The 19984-nt window shown below is 60.6% G+C and carries 17 protein-coding genes; 7 read left to right on the top strand and 10 right to left on the bottom strand.

Going from position 1 to position 19984, the window contains the following annotated elements:
* Positions 1-51: 51 nt before the first annotated feature.
* Both AB5Z14_RS09790 and AB5Z14_RS09785 read right to left on the bottom strand, forming a co-directional pair.
* Positions 52-1233 (bottom strand): putative endonuclease domain-containing protein, encoded by a 1182-nt coding sequence (locus AB5Z14_RS09790; RefSeq protein WP_368131252.1) that lies wholly within the window; start codon positions 1231-1233, stop codon positions 52-54.
* Positions 1234-1583: 350 nt separating this feature from the next.
* Positions 1584-2552, bottom strand: a complete 969-nt coding sequence (locus tag AB5Z14_RS09785) for a 3'-5' exonuclease (protein WP_368131251.1) — start codon at positions 2550-2552, stop codon at positions 1584-1586.
* Between the two features lie 171 nt (positions 2553-2723).
* Here AB5Z14_RS09785 and AB5Z14_RS09780 point away from each other — a divergent pair, with 171 nt between their 5' ends.
* Positions 2724-3812, top strand: coding sequence for a putative manganese transporter (locus AB5Z14_RS09780; RefSeq protein WP_368131250.1), 1089 nt, complete (start codon positions 2724-2726; stop codon positions 3810-3812).
* A gap of 165 nt (positions 3813-3977) precedes the next feature.
* On the opposite strand, the gene AB5Z14_RS09775 is transcribed toward AB5Z14_RS09780, so the two are convergent.
* The gene (locus AB5Z14_RS09775; protein ID WP_349100128.1) at positions 3978-4460 is read right to left on the bottom strand and encodes a YaiI/YqxD family protein; all 483 of its coding nucleotides are present in this window, start codon (positions 4458-4460) and stop codon (positions 3978-3980) included.
* Positions 4461-5063 (bottom strand): HdeD family acid-resistance protein, encoded by a 603-nt coding sequence (locus AB5Z14_RS09770; protein ID WP_368131249.1) that lies wholly within the window; start codon positions 5061-5063, stop codon positions 4461-4463.
* A gap of 264 nt (positions 5064-5327) precedes the next feature.
* On the opposite strand from AB5Z14_RS09770, the gene AB5Z14_RS09765 reads away from it, so the two are divergent.
* The 3 genes from AB5Z14_RS09765 to AB5Z14_RS09755 all read left to right on the top strand — a co-directional run bounded on the left by AB5Z14_RS09765 (position 5328) and on the right by AB5Z14_RS09755 (position 7279).
* On the top strand, positions 5328-5999 hold the full coding sequence (locus AB5Z14_RS09765; RefSeq protein WP_368131248.1) for a nitroreductase family protein: 672 nt from the start codon (positions 5328-5330) through the stop codon (positions 5997-5999).
* An 83-nt stretch (positions 6000-6082) separates the two neighbouring features.
* Positions 6083-6625 carry a histidine phosphatase family protein gene (locus AB5Z14_RS09760; RefSeq protein WP_368131247.1) on the top strand — a complete coding sequence of 181 codons (543 nt, stop codon included), beginning with the start codon at positions 6083-6085 and terminating at the stop codon, positions 6623-6625.
* A gap of 18 nt (positions 6626-6643) precedes the next feature.
* Entirely contained in the window at positions 6644-7279 is a 636-nt protein-coding gene (locus tag AB5Z14_RS09755) for a histidine phosphatase family protein (RefSeq protein ID WP_368131246.1), read from the top strand.
* Positions 7280-7406: 127 nt separating this feature from the next.
* Here the strand turns inward: AB5Z14_RS09755 and AB5Z14_RS09750 are convergent, their stop codons facing one another.
* Both AB5Z14_RS09750 and AB5Z14_RS09745 read right to left on the bottom strand, forming a co-directional pair.
* Positions 7407-8096, bottom strand: coding sequence for a DUF1015 family protein (locus AB5Z14_RS09750; RefSeq protein WP_368131245.1), 690 nt, complete (start codon positions 8094-8096; stop codon positions 7407-7409).
* A 39-nt stretch (positions 8097-8135) separates the two neighbouring features.
* A complete protein-coding gene (locus tag AB5Z14_RS09745) occupies positions 8136-9356 on the bottom strand; it encodes a M20 family metallopeptidase (protein WP_368131244.1) in 1221 nt (406 codons plus the stop codon).
* 397 nt (positions 9357-9753) lie between these two features.
* On the opposite strand from AB5Z14_RS09745, the gene AB5Z14_RS09740 reads away from it, so the two are divergent.
* Positions 9754-10560 (top strand): hypothetical protein, encoded by an 807-nt coding sequence (locus AB5Z14_RS09740; protein WP_368131243.1) that lies wholly within the window; start codon positions 9754-9756, stop codon positions 10558-10560.
* A 348-nt stretch (positions 10561-10908) separates the two neighbouring features.
* On the opposite strand, the gene AB5Z14_RS09735 is transcribed toward AB5Z14_RS09740, so the two are convergent.
* The 3 genes from AB5Z14_RS09735 to AB5Z14_RS09725 form a co-directional block, all read right to left on the bottom strand.
* Positions 10909-12072 (bottom strand): phosphoglycerate dehydrogenase, encoded by a 1164-nt coding sequence (locus tag AB5Z14_RS09735; RefSeq protein ID WP_368131242.1) that lies wholly within the window; start codon positions 12070-12072, stop codon positions 10909-10911.
* A gap of 72 nt (positions 12073-12144) precedes the next feature.
* On the bottom strand, positions 12145-13269 hold the full coding sequence (gene serC / locus AB5Z14_RS09730; protein WP_368131241.1) for a 3-phosphoserine/phosphohydroxythreonine transaminase: 1125 nt from the start codon (positions 13267-13269) through the stop codon (positions 12145-12147).
* A gap of 223 nt (positions 13270-13492) precedes the next feature.
* Positions 13493-15094: a potassium/proton antiporter gene (locus AB5Z14_RS09725; protein WP_368131240.1), complete on the bottom strand. Its 1602-nt coding sequence runs from the start codon at positions 15092-15094 to the stop codon at positions 13493-13495.
* A 253-nt stretch (positions 15095-15347) separates the two neighbouring features.
* Between AB5Z14_RS09725 and AB5Z14_RS09720 the strand changes: the two genes are divergently transcribed.
* Positions 15348-16187: a metallophosphoesterase gene (locus AB5Z14_RS09720; protein WP_368131239.1), complete on the top strand. Its 840-nt coding sequence runs from the start codon at positions 15348-15350 to the stop codon at positions 16185-16187.
* Between the two features lie 195 nt (positions 16188-16382).
* Here AB5Z14_RS09720 and AB5Z14_RS09715 read toward each other — a convergent pair whose 3' ends face one another.
* A complete protein-coding gene (locus tag AB5Z14_RS09715) occupies positions 16383-17963 on the bottom strand; it encodes a lipopolysaccharide biosynthesis protein (RefSeq protein WP_368131238.1) in 1581 nt (526 codons plus the stop codon).
* 179 nt (positions 17964-18142) lie between these two features.
* On the opposite strand from AB5Z14_RS09715, the gene AB5Z14_RS09710 reads away from it, so the two are divergent.
* Positions 18143-19714, top strand: a complete 1572-nt coding sequence (locus tag AB5Z14_RS09710) for an L-lactate permease (protein WP_368131237.1) — start codon at positions 18143-18145, stop codon at positions 19712-19714.
* Positions 19715-19984 lie beyond the last annotated feature (270 nt).

Here is a 19984-nt window from a genome sequence, read left to right as displayed (position 1 = left end):
CCTCAAGAAGGAGTAACATCGGGACTTGCAGCGACGGACCTCAGGACGCTCTTACACCACGTCTGCGCGCGCGACCGCGAGGCTGCTTATTTGGGCAAATGATGGGCTGTCGGATTCGACAGTCTGCATGTCATCGATTGCCGGAACTTCATTTATTGTCGGGTCATCCAGCGTGATGCCTTCGAGTGTTGCTTTTTCGAGGTCGATTCGTTGACGATCTTCGGAATCCTGGCGAAGCTGCTTCTGAATTCGCTTTTTCTCTTCTATAAACCTTCTGAGCACAAACTGTCTCAGGTCCTCTTGCATGATTTGAAAGTCTTTTGGCAGACGCGAGGGGCGTATGCCCTCTTTCCGTTGGATCGCCTCCATGACCCTAACGAAAGCGCTGGCATGCATAAAGGAATAACGACTGACGGTGATGATTCCGTATCCCATGGACGCAAGCGCATTCTTGCGCTCCTCATCGATGGCGCGGTCTTCTTCCGCGTCATGATAAAACCCGTTGTATTCAATGTCTGTGCGAGATTTCTTTAGATACGCATCCATAAAGAACTTTTTGCGTCTCGTGAGATTCTTTGCGGCAGCGGTGACCTGCACCTCGTAATCGGTCTCAATTCCCTTAATACCAAGCCCTCCTTCGCTTTTAGGCAGCGTTAGCATCATGACAAAGGCCGTTTCCATAGGAGACCGGCATCCGTCGCGCACACATTGGATCGCCTTTCGGGCAAGGGCCAGACCGTCGCATCTGGTAATGGAATTAAAGAACTGTTTTAACCTTTCGGTCGAGGTGAGCGCGAAACGCTCGTTATACGAGGTGGAAGAGCCGGTTCTAAGGGAGTAAGCGCTGCACAATTCAAAGTAGTACTCCACCAGTTCGCGAAAAGGGAGATAAGTGGCGGCCTGAAGCGCGCAAAGCTCAACGCCAACAATGAAGATGCCATCTTTGAGCTCTATAAAGCGTGAGTTCGAGAATCGTTTTGACGTAACGTGGCATTGACAGTTCATTGCGTAGCGCGCATTCCTGCGATCAAACACCATCACCTCGAGGGAATCATTTGCGTCGAGGGAAACATCATGTTTGGTGAGCCATTCTGCGGCTGCGTCAAGGAGCGTTCCGGTGGGACATGATCCGTAAATCGCGGCAGGGTTACAGGGCTCGGTGTCTTTCGCAGACGCCGAATACGCGGCCTGGTAGACCGCTTTTGCAGTGGTATGTGACAATACGATACTCATGGTATATATCGTGTCAGCTAATGCCGTGTTGATGGCGCTGAGTGGAAAAGCCGTTTTAGAGGTCTAACCAAATGATGTCCAAAAGCTTGACGCAATTATGGGTTGGTATGCCCTAAAATCAATGTTCTCGCAGCTTAGCTATGGCATATAAATACTCAATTGCTGCACATTTGATATCGATGCATCATCATCCGACAACGAATTACGTGTCGGGAATTGGCCGAAATCGTTCAAAATGAGGGTTCAGAATTTGTGATGGCAGATCTATCTGTGGAACGTAGGGCGGCTCCGCTGCGGTGTTTCCCGCTGCGAGGCCGCTCGTGAGTAAGCAGCGTTTGTCGCAGGTGTTGCTATTTCGCGAACAGGTTCTTGAGGTTGAACTCGGCCTGTACCGTGCGGAGCATGAGGTCGGTGTCGTCCAAACCCAGATGCTGCTCGTTGGCGTCGGCGGCGAGGGTTCCGCGGCGGCGTGCCCAGTTCTCGAGTGCGGCGGGGGCGGACTCGCGGGGGAGCGAGCGCACGTCGGCGTCCAGGCTGCGGCAGATCTGGCGCGAGTCGATGACGATGATCTTACCCGCGCGGCGTGCCTCGGCGTAACCGTCCAGGTGAATCTTGAACCAGCTGTCCTCAAAGGCGGCGTTATGCGCCATGTACGGGTACTTCTTCATAAGCTTGAGCAGCTGCTTTTGCAGCTCCTTGTTCTCGCGGAAGGGCGTTTTGTCGTCGATGTCGTCCCAGGTAATGTGGTGGATATTCGACAGCGGCACATCCTCGCCGCGGTAGATGTCGGGCAGGCCGCAGTAGTGTGCCTCGGCGTCGTGCGGGATGGCGTCGCTGGTGAGTTCCATGATCTCCCAGCCGACGTTGATGATATAACCGCGCTCGGGTGCACGGCCGGTGGTCTCGATGTCGATACCGAGCACGGTGCCCTGGATGGGCTTGCGGGCGTAGGCCACGCCGAGCGCGTCGCGGTCGCCGCGGATTTCGCGCATGACCGACGCGGCGGTGCGCTTTTGCATCTTGCCGATGGCGGCGCAGGTGTCAGCATCGGACAGGCCGCGCGAGAGCGTCGCGGGCGTCACATTGCGCAGGCGTGCCTCGCCAATCTGGTCGCAAAGGTCGCGGTTGCGGTCGGCCAGGTCGCGCACGGTGGCAAAGTCGAAGCCGGGGTCGTCCTCGGCAGTAAAATACTCGGTCTCGAGCACCTTGAGGGCCTCTTCGCCCTTCTGGCGTTCGGACTCCATTGCGCCGTGGTCGCCATAGATAAACATGGGAATAAACGGCTGGCGCTCGTATTCAAGTGCTTGCGAAACGTTCATAGGCTGCTCCTTGGACGGGCCGCGTCGCGCGGCTCGGGGTTACTGAGTTATGGCGAGATGATAGTTTACCATGGGCAACTATTGGCACCACGCCTAGGTCAACTACAATACCCTAGTTGACCGCTAGGACTTTTACAATGCTGCCGAAAGACACGAAAGGTTCCATCCGTCATGGATTTACTGATAGATATTTTGCTCGACGCCGGCAAGGACACGCTGTCGCTGGTGCCGTTTTTGTTGGTGACGTATCTGGCCCTCGAGACCCTGGAGCACGTCGCGGGTGACAGCGTTAACGGCGCCATCAAGCGCGCCGGTGCCGCGGGCCCCGTGGTTGGCTCGTTGCTGGGCATGGTGCCGCAGTGCGGCTTTTCGGCCATGGCAGCAACGCTGTACGCCGGCCGCGTCGTGACGCTGGGCACGCTGGTTGCGGTGTTCCTTTCGACCTCCGACGAGATGCTGCCGCTGTTGCTTGCCGAGCAGGTGCCCGTGCAGACCATGGCGATGCTTTTGGCTTCGAAGGCACTGATCGCGCTAGTCACGGGCTTTATCGTGGACGCCGCCATTCGCGGCCTGCGTCGTAACTCTCGCGCGCATGCGGCGATTCGCCGTACCGTGCTGGGAACCGCGGCCAACCCGGCCCACGTGAATTGCGCGCACGACGACCACAGCGGTGGTGACATCATCGACGAGGTGGCCGAGGCGGGCGTGAGCGCCGATCACATCCATGAGCTGTGCGAGCGTGACCATTGCGGTTGCGATGAAGACGAGGACGAGCACGAACACGGACATGGACACGATCACGGTCATGTGGGCGAGCATGAACACCATGATGGCCACGGTCACTCCCACTCTCACGAGGGCGCGCCCCTCCTGTCGATTATTCGCAGCGCCATCTCGCACACCGTGCAGGTATCGGTATTCATTTTTCTGGTGACGCTGATACTGGTCGCCGTGCTCGAGACCTTCGGCGAGTCCGCGATCGAGCAGTTCCTGCGTGGCAACGAGACGCTCGCCGTCCTGGGTTCGGCGCTTGTCGGCCTGATCCCCAACTGCTCGGCGAGCGTGGTCATTACGCAGCTGTACCTGGAGGGCGCGCTACAGCTGGCGCCGATGCTCGCCGGCACGCTCATTTCCGCCGGCGTGGGCTACCTGGTCCTGTTCCGCACCAACCGCAGCGCTCGTGAAAACGCCGTGTTCCTGGTCATGATGTACGTCATCGGCGCCGGCTGGGGCCTTATTCTATCCGCCTTCGGCCTCTAAGTAGGCCTAAAAATGGGCTTCAAATAGCCATGCTCGGCGCCTGCGCAATGCGGCGACGCATGGCATTTTGAAGCCCGTTTTTTTGTTGAGCCATGGATTCCGAGCGCTCACACCGCTCAAAACAAAAAGGTAGATTTTTAGGCATGTCCCAAAAATCTACCTTGGTTAGCGCAGTAGCTCGGTGAGGTTGCGTTTAAAGCGGATGCGGTCTTCGCTGGTAAATGCCGCCGGTCCGCGAGTGCGTCCGCCGGCGCGGCGCACCTTCTTTTCCTCGTGGCGAATAAACAGCTGCATGTCGATGGTCGCTTTGTCGTAGACGCGCCCGCGCACACCGATGGCGGCGGCATCGCGCCCGAGCACCATGCTCGCCAAGCCAATGTCCTGCGTCACTACCACGTCGCCCGCCTGCAGGCGTTCGACAATGGCAAAGTCGGCGCTGTCGGCGCCCACGCTCACGTCGAGCGTCGTGACCCAAAAGCCGCGTCGCGCGTGCTCGGCATCGCGCGGGTCGTCGCGGCGAATGTGCCGTTCCAGGTTTTGCGTGCTGTTGCCGGCGATAACAACGGCGACGCCCGCCCGCCGCGCGCAGTCAATCGACTCGCGCGTGACCGGGCAGGCGTCGGCATCAATAAAGAGCGTTCGCGGCATCTAGTGCACCAGTTTGCCAAACTGAATGGCGCGGACAATGAGCGTCACGCCAAACACCAGCAACGCGGCGCCGCTAAAGATGACGAGCATCTTGGCCGACCACAGCGGATAGATAAACACGAACATGCCGGCGATGATGGAGAGTGCGCCACTCAGAATGGCGAGGACACGGTTGGACGAAAGCTCGGACTCCAGAATGGACATGACACCTTCGACAATCCAGCCAAAGCCGGCCACGATAACCACCATCGTGGTGAGTGTCGCGGTCGAGAAGGCCTGGTTGCGCAGGATTATGACGCCGCCCAGGATAATGAGTAGGTTGGAGATGATGCTCGTCACGCGCCAGCCGGTGGGCAGCAGCGGCTCAAAAATGGCAGTGAACAGCCTGATGGCAGCGGTGATTACAAAGTAAAAGCCCAGGACGGTCGTCAAAAAGACGAGGGACTTGGCGGGTGCAAAAAGCAGCGCGATGCCAGCAATGAGCGCCACGACGCCCGTGATGGCGTAGATCCAGCGCACGGCCTTGACGGCTTTGCCCGCCATACTCTTCTCGTCAAATCCAAACTGGCTCGATTTTTGGTCATCGTTCTTAAAGATGCCCATAACGTCTCCTTTCCGTGTGGTGTACGTCGCGTTCATTGCTCTCCGTGCGGCGTACGCCAAAAGTGCTGCAACAAGTATCGCCTAAGGGCGCCGATGCATGGGGCGGGAAGGACGAATTGCCGCCTCACATTCCCGAATTGTTACTTTTGTTCCCGCTTCAGTGAGGATTAATCAACAGCTGTAGAACATTACACCGCTGTATGTAATTGCCTACGTTTTAGGTTAGATTTTCCTAAGGACAATTGGCTTGTATTGGGGGTCCCTATGAACGAAGTAGTTCCCGCGGCGCCGGTAAGCGCAGAATCGATGGCAAAGCAGGGCCGCGAAAAGCTCGGCTTGGACGCGTTTGATGCGTTGGTTCGTCGTGCCCGTACATGCCGCCGTTTTGACGAGTCCATGCGCGTGCCGCGCGAGTTTTTGCTCGAGCTGGCGGAACTGGCGCACCTGGCTCCCTGCGGCGCCAATGCTCAGCGTCTTCGTTTTCATGTGGTGAGCGGTGCCGAGGACTGCGCGCGCGTGTTTGACGAGCTTGCATGGGCCGGCGCGCTTAAGGATTGGCCGGGTCCTGCCGAGGGCGAGCGCCCGACCGGCTACATCGCGATTCTGGCCGAGCGCGCCGTTCCGGGCAAGCCTGCCGCTCCCATTACCGAGGTCGACACGGGCATTGCCGCGCAGACGATGATGCTCGCCGCCCGCAGCGCCACGCCCGAGGTGGCGGCCTGCATGTTCAAGGCCTTTACGCCCCGCGCGATCGAAGCCATGGGGCTCGATAACGACAAGTATGAGCTCAAGCTGATCATGGCTTTTGGCGTGCCGGCCGAGACGCAGATGATCGATGCGATCGATTCCAACCCCGACGGCTCAATTAATTACTGGCGTGACGATGCGCAGGTGCATCACGTGCCCAAGCGCCCGCTCGCCGACGTACTGATGTAGCTGAGCGTCGCCGCGGCGCGATCAGGCGGCAAAACCGCCACAAAGGTGCCTGTCCCCTTTGTGGCGGTACGAGGGGAGGGCATGTGACAGATCTGTATTTGGTGCGGCATGGGCAGACCGAGCTCAATGTGCAGAACATTTTGCAGGGCTGGCACGATTCGCCGCTGACGGCGCGCGGGCACGAGCAGGCGCTGGCGACGCACGCGGCGTTTGAGGCGCGTGGCGTGGCCTTTGACCATGTGTATTCCTCCCCGTTGGGCCGGGCGCGGCGTACGGCAGAGCTGATCGTTGGCGAGGGCCGTTCCATAGAGCTGGTCGATGACCTGCGCGAGTGGCATTTGGGATCGTTGGAGGGCACATCAAACCGCGAGATGCCGGCGCAACCCTGGGGTGATTATCCGGTTGCCTTTGGTGGCGAGTCGGAAAGTGAGCTTCGCGCACGTATGGTCGCGGCGCTGTCCCGCATCATGGCCAGGCCGCAGCACGACTGCGTGCTGGCGGTTTCTCACGGCTCAGCCTGCCAGGAGTTTCTTGAGTATGTGACTGGCGGGGGAGAGCTACCCGACAACGGTGCCGTGCTTCATTTTGGCTATTGCGACGGGGCGTTTTCGCTCCTTGATTGGTAACGAACGAAAGGACCCCCTATGAATAAAGACCTGTATCTGGTTCGTCATGGACAGACGATATTTAACCTCAAGCGCATTATTCAGGGTTGGAGTGACTCGCCGCTTACGCAGCTGGGATGCGACCAGGCGGCGCGTGCCGGCATGTTTTTGCGTGCGCGCGGCATTGAGCCCGACCACGCCTACACCTCGACGCTGCATCGCACCGAGCAGACTATCGCCAACCTGTGGCCGGGCCTTGCCTACGAGCGCCTTGACGGCCTGCGCGAGTGGTTCTTTGGCGATTTTGAAGCCGAGCGCGTGATGTTGATGCCCGAGCGCCCGTGGCGCGATTTCTATCGCCAGTTTGGCGGCGAGGGTCAGATGCAGGTGCGTAAGCGCATGGTGGCGACGCTGACCGAGCTCATGCAGAAGCCTGATCACACCTGCGTGCTTGCGGTGAGCCACGGATCGGCCATCAAGGAGTTTTTGGACCACGTGAGGGGAGCGGCGGCCGACGAGCGCGAGCGCGTGCCGGGCAACTGTTCGGTGCTGCATTTCGTGTTTGACGATACGACCGATACGTTTGAACTGGTTGAGATCTTTACGCAGGAAGACTACGCGCGCGAGCTGGGGCTTGAGCCGCTCGTGGCTGCCGCGGGTCCGCAGCGCGGGTAGTTTGGGCGTGGCGACGCGGATCGCCGACATCATTGCTCGATGTGAAAGGGGCGGGGATGCATGCGCATGTATCCCCGCCCCTTGTTTGTTGAGTTGCCGAGTCTTTGTACTGGGCGTTTACGTTCTATTAGAACCGTGCGATCTGGTGGGTGAGCAAACCCGTCGGAACCTGCGGTGCGTCGCCGGCGACCTGTGCGGCGGGGAATAGCGCGGCAACGGTAAAGTTGAACGGCTCTTTGCCCGTGTAGGTGCCGGCTGTGCGGGCGTCGTCTGCTAGGAGCTGCGCCGCCCCTGCCTGCGCGGCAGCGTAGGCGGGGTCGTCTGCCGGCGTCGGCTCCGGTGCCTGGTCGAGCATGGCTCGGATGGCGGCAACGGCGTCCTCGCGCTTGACCTCCCATACGCGATGCGTAATGCCGGTGGGGTCGGTGACGGCATAAAGCGACGCTCCTTCTTTGGCGGCGCCAAGGATGATATCCATGACGGGCGAGGCTTCGTAGGCGAGCGTTACAGGGCGGGGCTGCACCTTAAGCTCGGCGATCGCGCGCGCGGCGGCGAGTGCGTCGACGCTCTTAGCGGCAGCCTCGTCGCTACCCGTCAGTACGTTAACCGGGCAAATCGCCACGACACCCGTCGCGCGACCCGGCTCGCCCGAGCATTCGTACACGTAATACGCCGCGCCTGGATCCTTGAGCATTAGGCCGTCAGCAATGGCGCCGCGCAGGGCGTCGTTGCCGCTCAGGATACCGCCCATCGCAGGCAGCGCCTCGAGCACACGGTCCTGAGCCGGGCGGATGCAGGGAAACGGAAGTGCTTTCATGGGCGGTCCTAACGCGCGAGTCGGTTTGTTCGCGGCTTATTATGCCCCAACTTGGCCGCTTGCGTCCCAGAGCGTGTTCTCGGCGAGCGCGATGAGCACGTTTTGGCAGCGAACGATATCGGCATGGGGCACATACTCGTCGGGCTTGTGCGCGAGCGCCAACGAGCCGGGGCCGTAGCTCATACAATTGCGGTTGCCTGTCTTGCCGGCAATGACGGCGGTATCGGTGTAGCCGGTAAAGAAGCCGACGGTCGTGTCCGCGTCCGTCACGCCATCGGCGGCACGCTTGAGCGCTGCTAGAAGGGGAGAGCTCGGGTCGCGCTCGATGGTGGGGCGGTCGCCCGTCACGGTGTAGCTGCCATGGCAACCGGGAACCGCGTCCTCGGCGGCGGCAATGGCCTGCTCGACCATGTTGATCGCGGCGGTCGTGTCGGTCGGCGGCGTCAGGCGCATGTCGACCCAGACCTTGGCGTGGTCGGGCACGACATAGGGGCGATAGCCGCCCCCTATCTGTCCAAACGTGATGGTCGAAGGACCCAGCTCATCATGCACGGGCAGCGTCGCAAACGTGCGACGAAGCGAGCACACGACCTCGGCCATGGCGGCGACGGCGTCGGCGCCCTTCCAAGGCTGGCTCGCATGCGCCGTGACGCCGGCCATCTCGATCTCGAACCACGTGCGACCCTTGTGCGCCACCTGGATCTGTCCGTCGGTGGGCTCGGTGTCCAGCACCCATTCGCGCGAGCCGACCCAACCGGCATTGATGGCCGCCTCGGAGCCGCGCATAAAGTCTTCCTCGTCGACCGAGCAGATGAGCGAAAAGCCGCGGCGGGGCAGCGCGCCATCCGCCGCCACGCGCTCGAGCGTATGGACCAGTGCGGCAATGGCGCAGGCCAGGCCACCCTTCATGTCGCAGGCGCCCCGGCCATAGAGTTTGTCGTTGCGCACAACCGCCCCGAGCGGCGGCGTGTTTGCGTCCCAGTCATCGCCCAGCGTAACGGTATCCATATGGCAGATATAGACCAGCCGCGGCTCGTCGCTTTGGCCCGGCACGGTGACTTTAAGGTTGCGGCGCCCGGGCAGCACCTCGAGTTCCTCAACCTGCACGGCATGGAGCACCGGATGACTCAACCGCTCCAGCTGAGCCTCAACCAGCGCTTTGATATACCGCTCAATTTCATCCTCATACGCGTCCGGGTCTGAGCTGTCGATCCGCACAAGCTCCTGCGCAAGCCGCCAGGCAAAGTCCTCATCAACCATATGCAACCTCACAATCAGTTTGCTTTCCAAACCGATTGTAAGCCTCCTGAGAGATTTGCGACGCGCGCGCAGCAGCATTTACCGTTCGCAGGCCGAGCCAGCGCGTTTGCCGTCCGAGCGGGTTTACAAACGGCGCGGTGGGTACGTAGCCTTTATGGACGACATGCTGTGCGACATATCTGCCTTTCGGTATCACCGGATACCTCCACAGGTTTTGGCGATAATGCCGGACCTGCCCGATTCTGCGGACGATCCGCGCAGGGAGCGCCTTTGCGAGCATCCGCTCGTCGCGCATTTCCTGGGCACCCCGTTACACGTTTTGGCGCAGGGCGGCTGCGGGCGTAAGGGCGATCGCATTGTCAGGCATGTTTGGAACGGGGAGAGGCCGTTTGATTCCGTGCGGCAGACAGAGTTTGGCCTCGATGTCGCGTCCCCACTCTTTACCCTGCTGTCCCTGGCTTCCTCGGTCTCAAACGAGCGTCTGATCATGTGCATGTATGAGATGTGCGGCACCTTTGCCGTGTGCAAGATTGCGCCTCAGGTAAAGTCGGCACTTGTGCAGGCATATGGGGGCCAGTGGGGTGACGCACGGTTGGGCTGGGAAAACGTAAAGGATGTCTCGGGGAGTCCAACGGACTTGTGGAAACGACCGCCCTTGATCGAGCTCTCTGAGCTTGCAGAGTACGTCGATAAGATCCGGGGGCTCCGCGGCGCTAAATCGTTCATAAGAGCCGCGAAATGCATTACGGGGGTGGCAGCATCGCCGCTCGAGGTCCAGGCTTCGATGCTGTTTGGCCTTACGAGGTTGCGTGGCGGCGAAGGGCTGCGCCTTACCAATAACGTTGAGATTCGTATGACGCGCAGCGCCCGCCTGATTTCGGGGCTTGATAGGCGCTATGCCGATATCCTGCTGGCAAATAAGGACGGCAGTCGAGAGTGTCTGGTTGAATGCCAAGGTAAAGCCATTCATGGATCCATAGAATCCAAGATTTCGGACTCCGACCGAACGACGGCGCTGCAAGCGATGGGATATCCCGTCGTTTTGATGACCTATGGTCAGCTGGCCGACTCCGATGCCTTCCGCGTGGTGATGGAGCTCATCATGTCCTATCTCGATGTGCCGCTGAAAGATAAGACGTCGCGACAGCAGGAGCTCGAACGGCGGCTTCGTGAGGAGATTTTTATCGATTGGGCGGGAATGTAGTCGTGCAGGTGGAAAACGGTCGCGCGAGCTAGAGTTTTGGGCGCGAAAAAGGCTTCAGTTTTGCCTTGGAGGGGCCTTAAAAATGCTATCTAGAATAAGTTGTTTCGGAAAATAGACAGTCAACTTACATTCGGCACATAGAGATCGATTTTTACCTATTAAAGTCCCTGATAAAGCTGTTTATCAAAGCGGGTGTGCTTAGCGACTTGAGCCTCACTATCGATTATCTGAAAAAACTTGTTCTGGGTATCATTTTAAAGTCGTCCGGAGCAACGAATTCGGCCCCCGTTTCGTGAAAACGGGGGCCGCATGGGCTTCATGGCCTGCCTGGCAGGCTTGGCACCGGCGCTATTTGATCACACGCACGCGATACATCGACGGAATCTGCTTGAGAGCCTCGATGGTGCTACTGTCCAGGTGCTCGTCGGTGTCGAACATAGTGTAGGCGTTCTCGCCAGCGGACTCGTTGGTCATGCGCTGCACGTTGGCGTTGTCCTTGGCGAGAATGGCCGTGATCTGGCCGATCATGTTGGGCACGTTGGCATGCAGACAGGCAATGCGGCTTGCGGCGCGCGCCTTGCCCATGCTGCAGGCGGGGTAGTTGACGCTGTGCGCGATGTTGCCGTTTTCCAGGTAATCCTTGAGCTCGCTGATGGCCATGTCGGCGCAGTTGGCCTCGGCCTCGCCGGTGCCGGCGCCCGAATGCGTGGTGATAAACGTGTTGGGCATCTTGACGGTCTTGGGCGTGGCAAAGTCGCAGCTAAACCAGCTGAGCTTGCCCGCGCGCAGGGCGGCGTCGACGGCGTCCTCGTCAATGATGGTTTCGCGCGCGTAGTTGATGAGCACGGCGCCCGGTGCCAGCAGGTTAATCTGCTCGGTGCTGATCATGCCGATGGTGTCTGCCTTGCTGGGCACGTGGACAGTGAGGTAGTCGCAGCCGCGGCAGAGGTCCTCGAGCGTGCCCACGCGCTGCACCTCGCGGCTCAGCACCCACGCGTGCTCGACGGAAATGAACGGATCGTAGCCGTAAACGTCCATGCCCAGATCGACGCAGGCGTTGGCGACCTTGGAGCCTACGTTGCCCAGGCCGATGACGCCGATGCGCTTGCCCTTGAGCTCGCGGCCCACAAAGGCCTTCTTGGCTTTTTCGGCATCGACCTGAATCTCGGGGTCGTCGGCGTTGTCACGCACCCAGTTCATCGACTGTACCACGCCGCGGCTCGAGAGTACTAGCATGCCCAGGACGAGCTCCTTGACGGCGTTGCTGTTGGCGCCGGGGGAGTTAAAGACGACGACGCCCTTCTTGGCATACTCCTCGACGGGGATGTTGTTGACGCCGGCGCCGCAGCGGGCGATGGCGCGGATGCCCTCGGGCAGCTCGTAGCCGTGCAGGTCGGTGGAGCGCATCAGGATGGCGTCGGCCTCCTCGGCGGTGCCCACAAACTCGTAGCCCTCGCCAAACTCGACTTTGCCGTCTTTGGTGATGTCGTCGATGGTCTTAATCTTACGCATGGAAAAACTCCTTAGCAGGTTTTGATCTAAACAGGGTGGTTTGAGATGGCTGGTCGGCCCGCGTGCTGCGGGCTAGTTAGATCGCGGGCTCAAACTATGCTGCGCTTCGAAGTCCTTCATGTACGAGGCCAGTGCCTGCACGTCCTCCATGGTGACGGCGTTGTAGACGCTGGCGCGCATGCCGCCCACCAGGCGATGGCCCTTGACGTTTTGAATCTGGTGCTCGGCCGCGCCTGCGACAAAGGCGGCGTCGAGGTCGGCATCGCCGGTACGGAAGGTGACGTTGGCGATGGAGCGGCTGTCGGCCTGTGTGGTGCCATGGAACAGCACACTGTGCTCGAGCAGGTTATAGAGCAGGTTGGCCTTGGCCCAGTTGCGCTCGGCCATGGCGGCAAGTCCGCCGGTCTCCTCGACCCAGCGGAATACCTTGCCGCACACGTAGATACCAAAGGTGTTGGGCGTGTTGAGCATGGAGCCCTTGGCGGCCTGGGTCTTAAGGTCCAGGTACTGCGGCGTCTGCGCAAAAGCGGGGCCATCTGCGATGAGGTCGTCGCGCACGATGACCACGGTCACGCCCGCGGCGCCGGCGTTTTTCTGCGCACCGGCGTAAATGAGCCCGTAGCGCTCAACGTCGAGCGGCTGCGACAGAAAGCAGCTCGAGACATCGGCGACCAGCGGCACGTCGCCGCAAGCGGGCAGCTCGTGGTACATGGTGCCAAAGATGGTGTTGTTCTGGCAGATGTAGACGTAGTCGAGCCCGCCGCCCGCGGCCTCGGCGGCAATGCGCGCGTTGATGTCGGCCATGTCGGGGATGCGGTCGAAATTGGTGTCCTCGGAGCTCGCGAGCAGCACGGCCTCGCCGTACTTGGCGGCCTCCTGGTACGCCTTGTTGGCAAAGTTGCCGGTCACGACGTAGCCGGCGCGGCCGCGGCGCATGAGGTTCATGGGGATGCCCGCAAACTGCAGCGTGGCGCCGCCCTGCAAAAACAGGACACGGTAGTTGTCGGGGATGCTCAGCAGGCGGCGCAGGGTTGCCTCGGCGTCGTCGATGATCTGCTGGTACATGCTAGATCGATGGTTCATCTCGAGCACGGACATGCCGCAACCGCGGTAGTCCATCATCTCGTCGGCGATCTCGGCGAGCACGCTTGTAGGCAGTGCGGCCGGGCCTGCTGAGAAGTTGTGCACACGTGCCATCTTCTAGGTCCCCTCGTAGTCGTTTGAACGTTCGGGATACTTTAGCACAGTGCAGCGCCGGGTGCGACCGCATCACGGTAAAACTCGAGTGCGCCGCTATGATTTACAGGATGGTTACATGGGGGAGGGGCCTTACTCCTCCGGCAGGTCTAGGTCTGCGAGCGACCGCATCAGGCTTTCCAGGCGCTTGATCTCTTCGTCGCAAATTAGCTACCCCTGGCCGCTATGACGCCAGTGTGGCGATGACGGCTTCGTCGCCGGCGTATATGAGGGTGTCGCCGTCGGGGATGATCGTTTGGCCTTCGCGCTTGAGCATCACCACGATAAACGGGTGCTTGCCCTGCGGCACGTCGCGCAGGCGCTGACCGGCCAGGCGACCGTGGGGCGTCACGGTGACCTCGCGCAGCGTAACCTCGGCACGCTCTTCGAACGTTGGGGCGGCCATCACCAGTAGATCGCCCTCCTGGATCACGGTGTCGCCATTGGGCAGTACCGGATGCGCCCCGTCGCGCAGCACCAAGACCACGAGCATGTCCGTCGCGCTGCCAATATCGGCGAGCGAGCGTCCGGCAAACGGATGGCCAGCGCCCACCTTGAGTTTGACAAACGACATGCCGTCTTCGTCGCGGTAGTCGTTAAAGGTGCGGCGCACATCGCCTTCTGCATCGATCATATCGAGTTTCTTCGCCACTACTGGCAGCAGTGAGCCCTGCACCACAATGCTCGACACGGCAATCACAAACACCAGGTCAAATAGGTCGTGTCCGCCGGGAACGTCGGCCACCACGGCAAAGAGACTAAAGACGACCGAAGCTGCTCCGCGCAAGCCCGCCCAGCTTACGAGTGCAACCTGGCGAGGGTTCGTCTTAAAGGGCGCCAGCAGCAGACCAACGGCGATGGGGCGGCTCGCAAAGAGCATAAACGCCATGAGCGCCAGGCCCGGCAGCAGCATTTGCGGCAGGCGGGCGGGCGTCACGAGCAGGCCGAGCAAAAAGAAGATGGTCATCTCGGCCATCTCGGTGAGGGTGTCAAAGAAGTGTGCCATCTCGACCTTGCCGGTGATGTCGCTGGCGCCCAGCACAATGCCGGCCAGGTACACAGCCAAAAAGCCGTTGCCGCCCAGGTAGCTCGGCAGCGCGTAGGCGACGATTGCCACGGCGAACAGAAAGATGGTATGCGCGCCCTCGGCCGTTGCGTGCGCGCGTTCAATCAGGCGTCCCGATGCCCAGCCGATGACAAGGCCCAGGCCCACGCCCAGGATAATCTGCTTGGCCAGCAGTGTGGAAATGTTGATGTCGCCGCCGGCTGCGAGTGTGGCGAGCACGGCGGTGAGCATGTAGGCGACGGGGTCGTTGGAGCCCGATTCGACCTCGAGCAGCGAGTCGGTGCCACCTCTCAGCGACAGGCTGTGCTCGCGCAGCACGCTAAAGACACTGGCCGCGTCGGTGGATGCCACGACCGATCCCAACAGCAGGCCGCCGATCCAGTCGAAGCCCAGCACAAAGTGGGCGAACACGCCGGTGATGCCGGCAGTGATGGCGACGCCGAGCGTGCTCAGCAGCACCGCCGGCGCGGCGACGGGCTTGGCGCGGTCGATGTTGGTGTTAAAACCGCCATAGAACATGATGAACAGCAGCGCCGTGCTGCAAACGGTTTCGGTGAGCGCGTAGTCGCTAAAGTCGATGTGAGCCGGGCCGTTGACGCCTAACAGCATGCCGAGCGCGATAAAGATGAGCAAGGTGGGGAAGGGGAGTTTTTTGCCGACGGGTTTGATGGTCAGGCACAAAATGATGACGAGGCCGATAAAGAGAAGGATCTGGTTCATGGATGGTGTCCGCTCCTGGGTGGTTGGCGTGGCACGGTCAGTTGTCTGCGGTTATTTGTACCCAAAGATGGTGGGTTTATGGGGTTGGATTGCGGGCGTGCGCGATATTGCCATAGACGGCTGCCGTCTTTGCCTCTGCTCGGAAACCCTTTCCAGCTTTATTGCAACGGAGTACAATGGGTAACATTTAAGTTCAACTTGAAGTTTTAGTTGCGGTGCCGGGCTTCGGCCGCAATGCAAGGAGAGGCGTACCATGGCGATCTATGTGACATCTGATGCTCACGGGCACGTGCGTGCGCTTGACGAGGCCCTGTCCAAGATTTCGTTGACGTCCGACGACACGCTGTACGTGTTGGGCGACATGATCGATCGCGGGCCCGATCCGGCCGGCGTTATTAAGCTCGTGCGCTCGCTGCCCAACGCCCGCGTGCTCAAGGGTAATCACGAGCAGATCATGCTCGATGCCATCATTGGCCAGGATCCGCTCGATGCCGAGACCTGGGATATCAACGGTGGCTGGACGACGCGCGAGCAGCTCAACGACATGGAATTTGAGGCATACGAGGAGCTCGTGCGATGGATGGCCGCGTTGCCGCTCTACGCGGTGGCCGAGACCGAGGAGCGCCCGTATCTGCTGGTACATGCTGGAATCGAGATGAAGGCGGCGCGCGCGTTTTTGCTTGAGCATGGCGTCGATTGTGCCGATGGCGTCGGAGCGGTGGGCGCCGATCGCGAGCTGCTGCAGCAGATGCTCGCGGTGCAGTCGTCCGATGACCTGCTGTGGATTCGTCACGGCTATTGGGATGCGCCGACGGGACTGCTTTCTGCCGAGGGCGAGGGCCCGGTCGTGGTGAGCGGCCACACGCCCACGGTGTCGCTTGGGCGCTATTGCGAGGTTGGCGGCCTGGCGGGGCTCGATGAGGAGTCGGGCCGCGGGCAGATTGTGCGCCTGGGTGGCGAGGATACCGCCGGCGTGCCCGATCGCATCGATATCGACTGCGCTGCCGCCACCGGCTCCGAGTTCGGTCGCGTCGGGATCCTGCGCCTGGATGATGGTGCGGAGTTCTACGCGAATATCAACCCGGGCGAATAACCTTGTTCCGCCGTTCTACCGAACGGCGGTCACGTTGACGCTGCGCAGCCCCGAAGCACCCCATCTTGTCGCTCAAACCGTCGCTCGCGTACAGAAGTACGCGTCGTTCCTCTTTCGTGCCAACCTGGGGCACTTCGAGACTGCTCGCTGTCGGTGCCTAAACATCGACGCTTCTTTTCTTCAAATTGATTCGAATTAGGCGCCGTAGGGGTTGCGGTCGCGTTCGATGCGTTGGCGGATGTGGGCGTATTCGATAATCAGCAGAACCAGGAGTAGCGTCATGATGGCTAGGTAGCTCACCACGGCGCCCATCAGACCCAGCAGGTTGATCAGGATCACCGGCAGCACCACGCTTACGGCGAAGCAGATCAGGTAGATTTTGGTGACGTCGCCGGCATGGCGCAGCACCGTGATGATGGCGTAGATAAAGTCGATGGCCGCGGTGACGCCGCCGGCGACGACCATCAACAGCGCCAGCGTACGGTAGCGCTCAAAGCTGAGGCCGTACATAAAGCTCATGAGGGGAATACCGGGACCTGCCATAAATGCGGCGCACACGCCGGTGATGACCACGATCAGCGCCATAACGGCAACAATAATCAGGTCAAAGCGACGACGCTTGCGAGGATTAGCCCAAATGCTCGACAAGCGTAGGAGCTGCGGTTTATAGATAAACCCAATGCTCAACAGAATAGCCTGTGCCGGAAAAAACAGGGCATTAAAGTACAGCTGGTATTTGTAGGCCAGTGTACCTTCCATCACAAACTTGGGCATGCTCTCGATAAGGTTGAACAGGAACAGTGCACCAAAGAGCGGAGCGCACTGGACAAACAGGTGGCCGACCTCGCGCAGGCTCACGCGGCGCGATTTTTCGGTTTCGAGCAGGGCGAGCGGCGCGGTGACCAGCACGAGCGAGGTAATCGCGGCAATACCCATGGCTATGGCCGCGATGGGCATGCTGCGCGTGAGGAACAGCGCCACGCTAAAAACCGCGATGGCGCCGACGGAGCGTAGCGTTTGGCTCATGCCGGCCAGGTAGAGTTTATCGGCCTGCTGCAGGCGGCCCTCGTACACGTCCGCCACGCCGTCGATCACCTTATACAGGTAGACCCCAAGGCCGATCGTCGCCATCTGCGCGTCATAGCCGCGGGCGCTGCTGTATACCAGGCCGCATGCCAGCGCGAGCGCTCCGCAGATCCAGCGGTTGAGCTGGTAGGTGGCAAAGGATGTCTTTTCGTCGATGTCCGAGACCTGGAAATTGCGCACGCCGTAGTTGCACGCGATCATGATGAGCGTGCCGGTGACAAAGGCGATGGAGAACTTGCCGGCCTCCTCGGCGCCTACGAGCTGCGTCGACACAATGGTGAGCAGCGGAAATGCCATGCCCCACACGGCGGTGCCCAGGGTATTCCAAAGGTAGTCGCGACGGGTGGCGTGATCTTCGTACTCGGCTTCTTGTGTGGAGAAGCCGCCGCCGTAGACGGCTCCGAGCAGGCGGTTCCACCAGGCATTGACCATGCGGCGGATGGGGCCGGGCTCGCGATCGCGCTCGCGGCGACGGCGCGTGGCCTGGCTGCTGTCAGGGCCGCCGGCGTTGCGTTGGCTCAGCTCCTGGATGCGAGCGAGCTCCTCGGCGGTGTGCGACGCGGGGAACAGGCCGTTCTCGATGCGTCCGCCCTGGGCCTTTGCGGTGTCGCTGCTGGCTACGGCGGGGTCGGCGACGCCATTGCGGCGGGCGATGGCGCGGCGGATGCTATCGAGGGGCGTGATGCTCAAGGCGATTCCTTTCTATTAGCTGCGCTCTAGTATAGACGCGACGGTGTTTGCTCGTGTTTTTGAACGGATTGTTCAATATTTTCGGCGGGTGGCAGTAAATTGTCGGTAAGCGTGCGGTATCCTGTTCAAGTTTTGTGACCCCCCGATGCCGCCCGCGCGGTACCAAGGAGTTCTTACCTATGGACGTCGCCGCATTTTTGCTGGCTCTTGTGCCGATCATTTGGCTTGTCGTGATGCTGCTGTGCTTTAAATGGCCAGCTTGGAAGGCCGCTATGGGCTCGTTCGCCCTTTCGTGTGTGCTCGCCTTCGCATGGTGGCATCTGCCGGTGGTGCAGATCGCGACTGCCTCGCTCGAGGGCTTTTTGATGGCCCTGTGGCCCATCGTGTTGGTGATTATCGCCGCGGTGTTCACGTATAACCTGTGCGTGCGTACGGGCGCCATGGACGTGATCGGCAGCATGATTACCTCCATCAGCAGCGACCGCCGTCTGCTGGCGCTGCTCGTGGCCTGGTGCTTCGGCGGCTTTATGGAGGGCATGGCCGGTTTTGGTACCGCTGTTGCCATTCCTGCCGGCATGCTCGCGGGCCTGGGTTTTGAGGCCGTGCCCGCCGTGTTGATCTGCCTGCTGGCCAACGGCGTGCCCACGCCCTACGGCTCCATCGGCATCCCCACGGTGTCCGTTGCCGATCTGGTGGGTCTGGACCCCCTGCACCTGGCGACCGTTCAGCTGGTGCAGCTCGCGCCGTTCTTTGTGGTGATACCGCTGCTTATCGTACTGGTTGCGGGTCGTGTCGCCGATGATCAAGGCAACGTTGCGAGCGTTGCCGAGCGTATGCACGGCGTTGCCGGCGTGGCACTGCTTTCCGGTGTGTCCTTTGTAGGTGCTGCCCTGGTCGTTGCCATGTTTGTGGGTCCCGAGCTGGCCGTAGTCGTGGGCTCCATCGTGTCGCTTGCGCTGACCGCCGCGCTTGCCATGCGCACCGAGAAGTCGGGACATCTGGATGCGCGCTTCCATATGAATATCGAGGCCGGCGAACAGCTCACCGCTAAGTCGGCGCTTTCGGCCTGGTCGTGCTTCATCCTGATCTTTGTGCTGCTGTTGGGTACCTCCAACCTGGTGCCCGACGTGCACGCCGCGCTCGCGCCGTTTGCGAGTCACGTGCAGGTGTATTGCGGCGAGAACCCCGGTACACTTACGTTTTCGTGGATCAACACGCCGGGCCTCTGGATTTTCCTGGCGGCGTTTGTCGGCGGTGCCATTCAGGGCGCATCGCCGCGCTTGATGGGCGAGGTGCTGGTCACGACCGTCAAGCAGATGATGCCGACGGTCATTACCATGCTTTCGGTGCTGGGTTGCGCCAAGGTGATGGGCTATGCCGGCATGATTTCGTCGATCAGCGCGTTTTGCATTGCGGTCGCCGGCGGTCTGTACCCGATTCTGGCTCCGTGGATTGGTGCGGTCGGTGCGTTTGTGACCGGCTCGGGCACGTCCTCGGGCATGCTGTTTGGTCCCATCCAGAGCCAGGCTGCCGCTGCGCTGGGCGTGAGCGACTACTGGATGGTCGCGCTGAACGCCCTGGGTGTCGCCGCCGGTAAGATGATCTCTCCGCAGACGCTCGCGATTGGCCTTGCCGCCGTGCACGTGCGCGGAAAGGACGCCGAGCTCCTGGGCGCGGTGCTGCCCTACGCTGCTGGCATGCTGGTCCTCATGAGCGCCATCGCCATGCTCGGCCAAGGCCTGCCGCTATAACTAGTCATTGGGGACGTTCTTAAACGGCTAGTTACTGGGGACAGTCTTCGGATTGCTTGCCGCTGGAGGCTGTTTCGCGCCGCCGTGCAGGGTGTCTATAAAGAGTCGTGACCAAAAATCGTCAAATATGAGTACTGATACCTTTTCAGTAGCAGCAATTTTGGCCATTTTTAAGACTATCCGACGTATCTATCGGTCGCGCGCGCAGACGTGGTGTAAGAGCGTCCTGAGGTCCGTCGCTGCAAGTCCCGATGTTACTCCTTCTTGAGG

The sequence above is a fragment of the Collinsella aerofaciens genome (assembly GCF_040910265.1).
GTDB lineage: Bacteria > Actinomycetota > Coriobacteriia > Coriobacteriales > Coriobacteriaceae > Collinsella > Collinsella aerofaciens_BK.
This window is presented reverse-complemented; position numbering and strand designations above follow the sequence as displayed.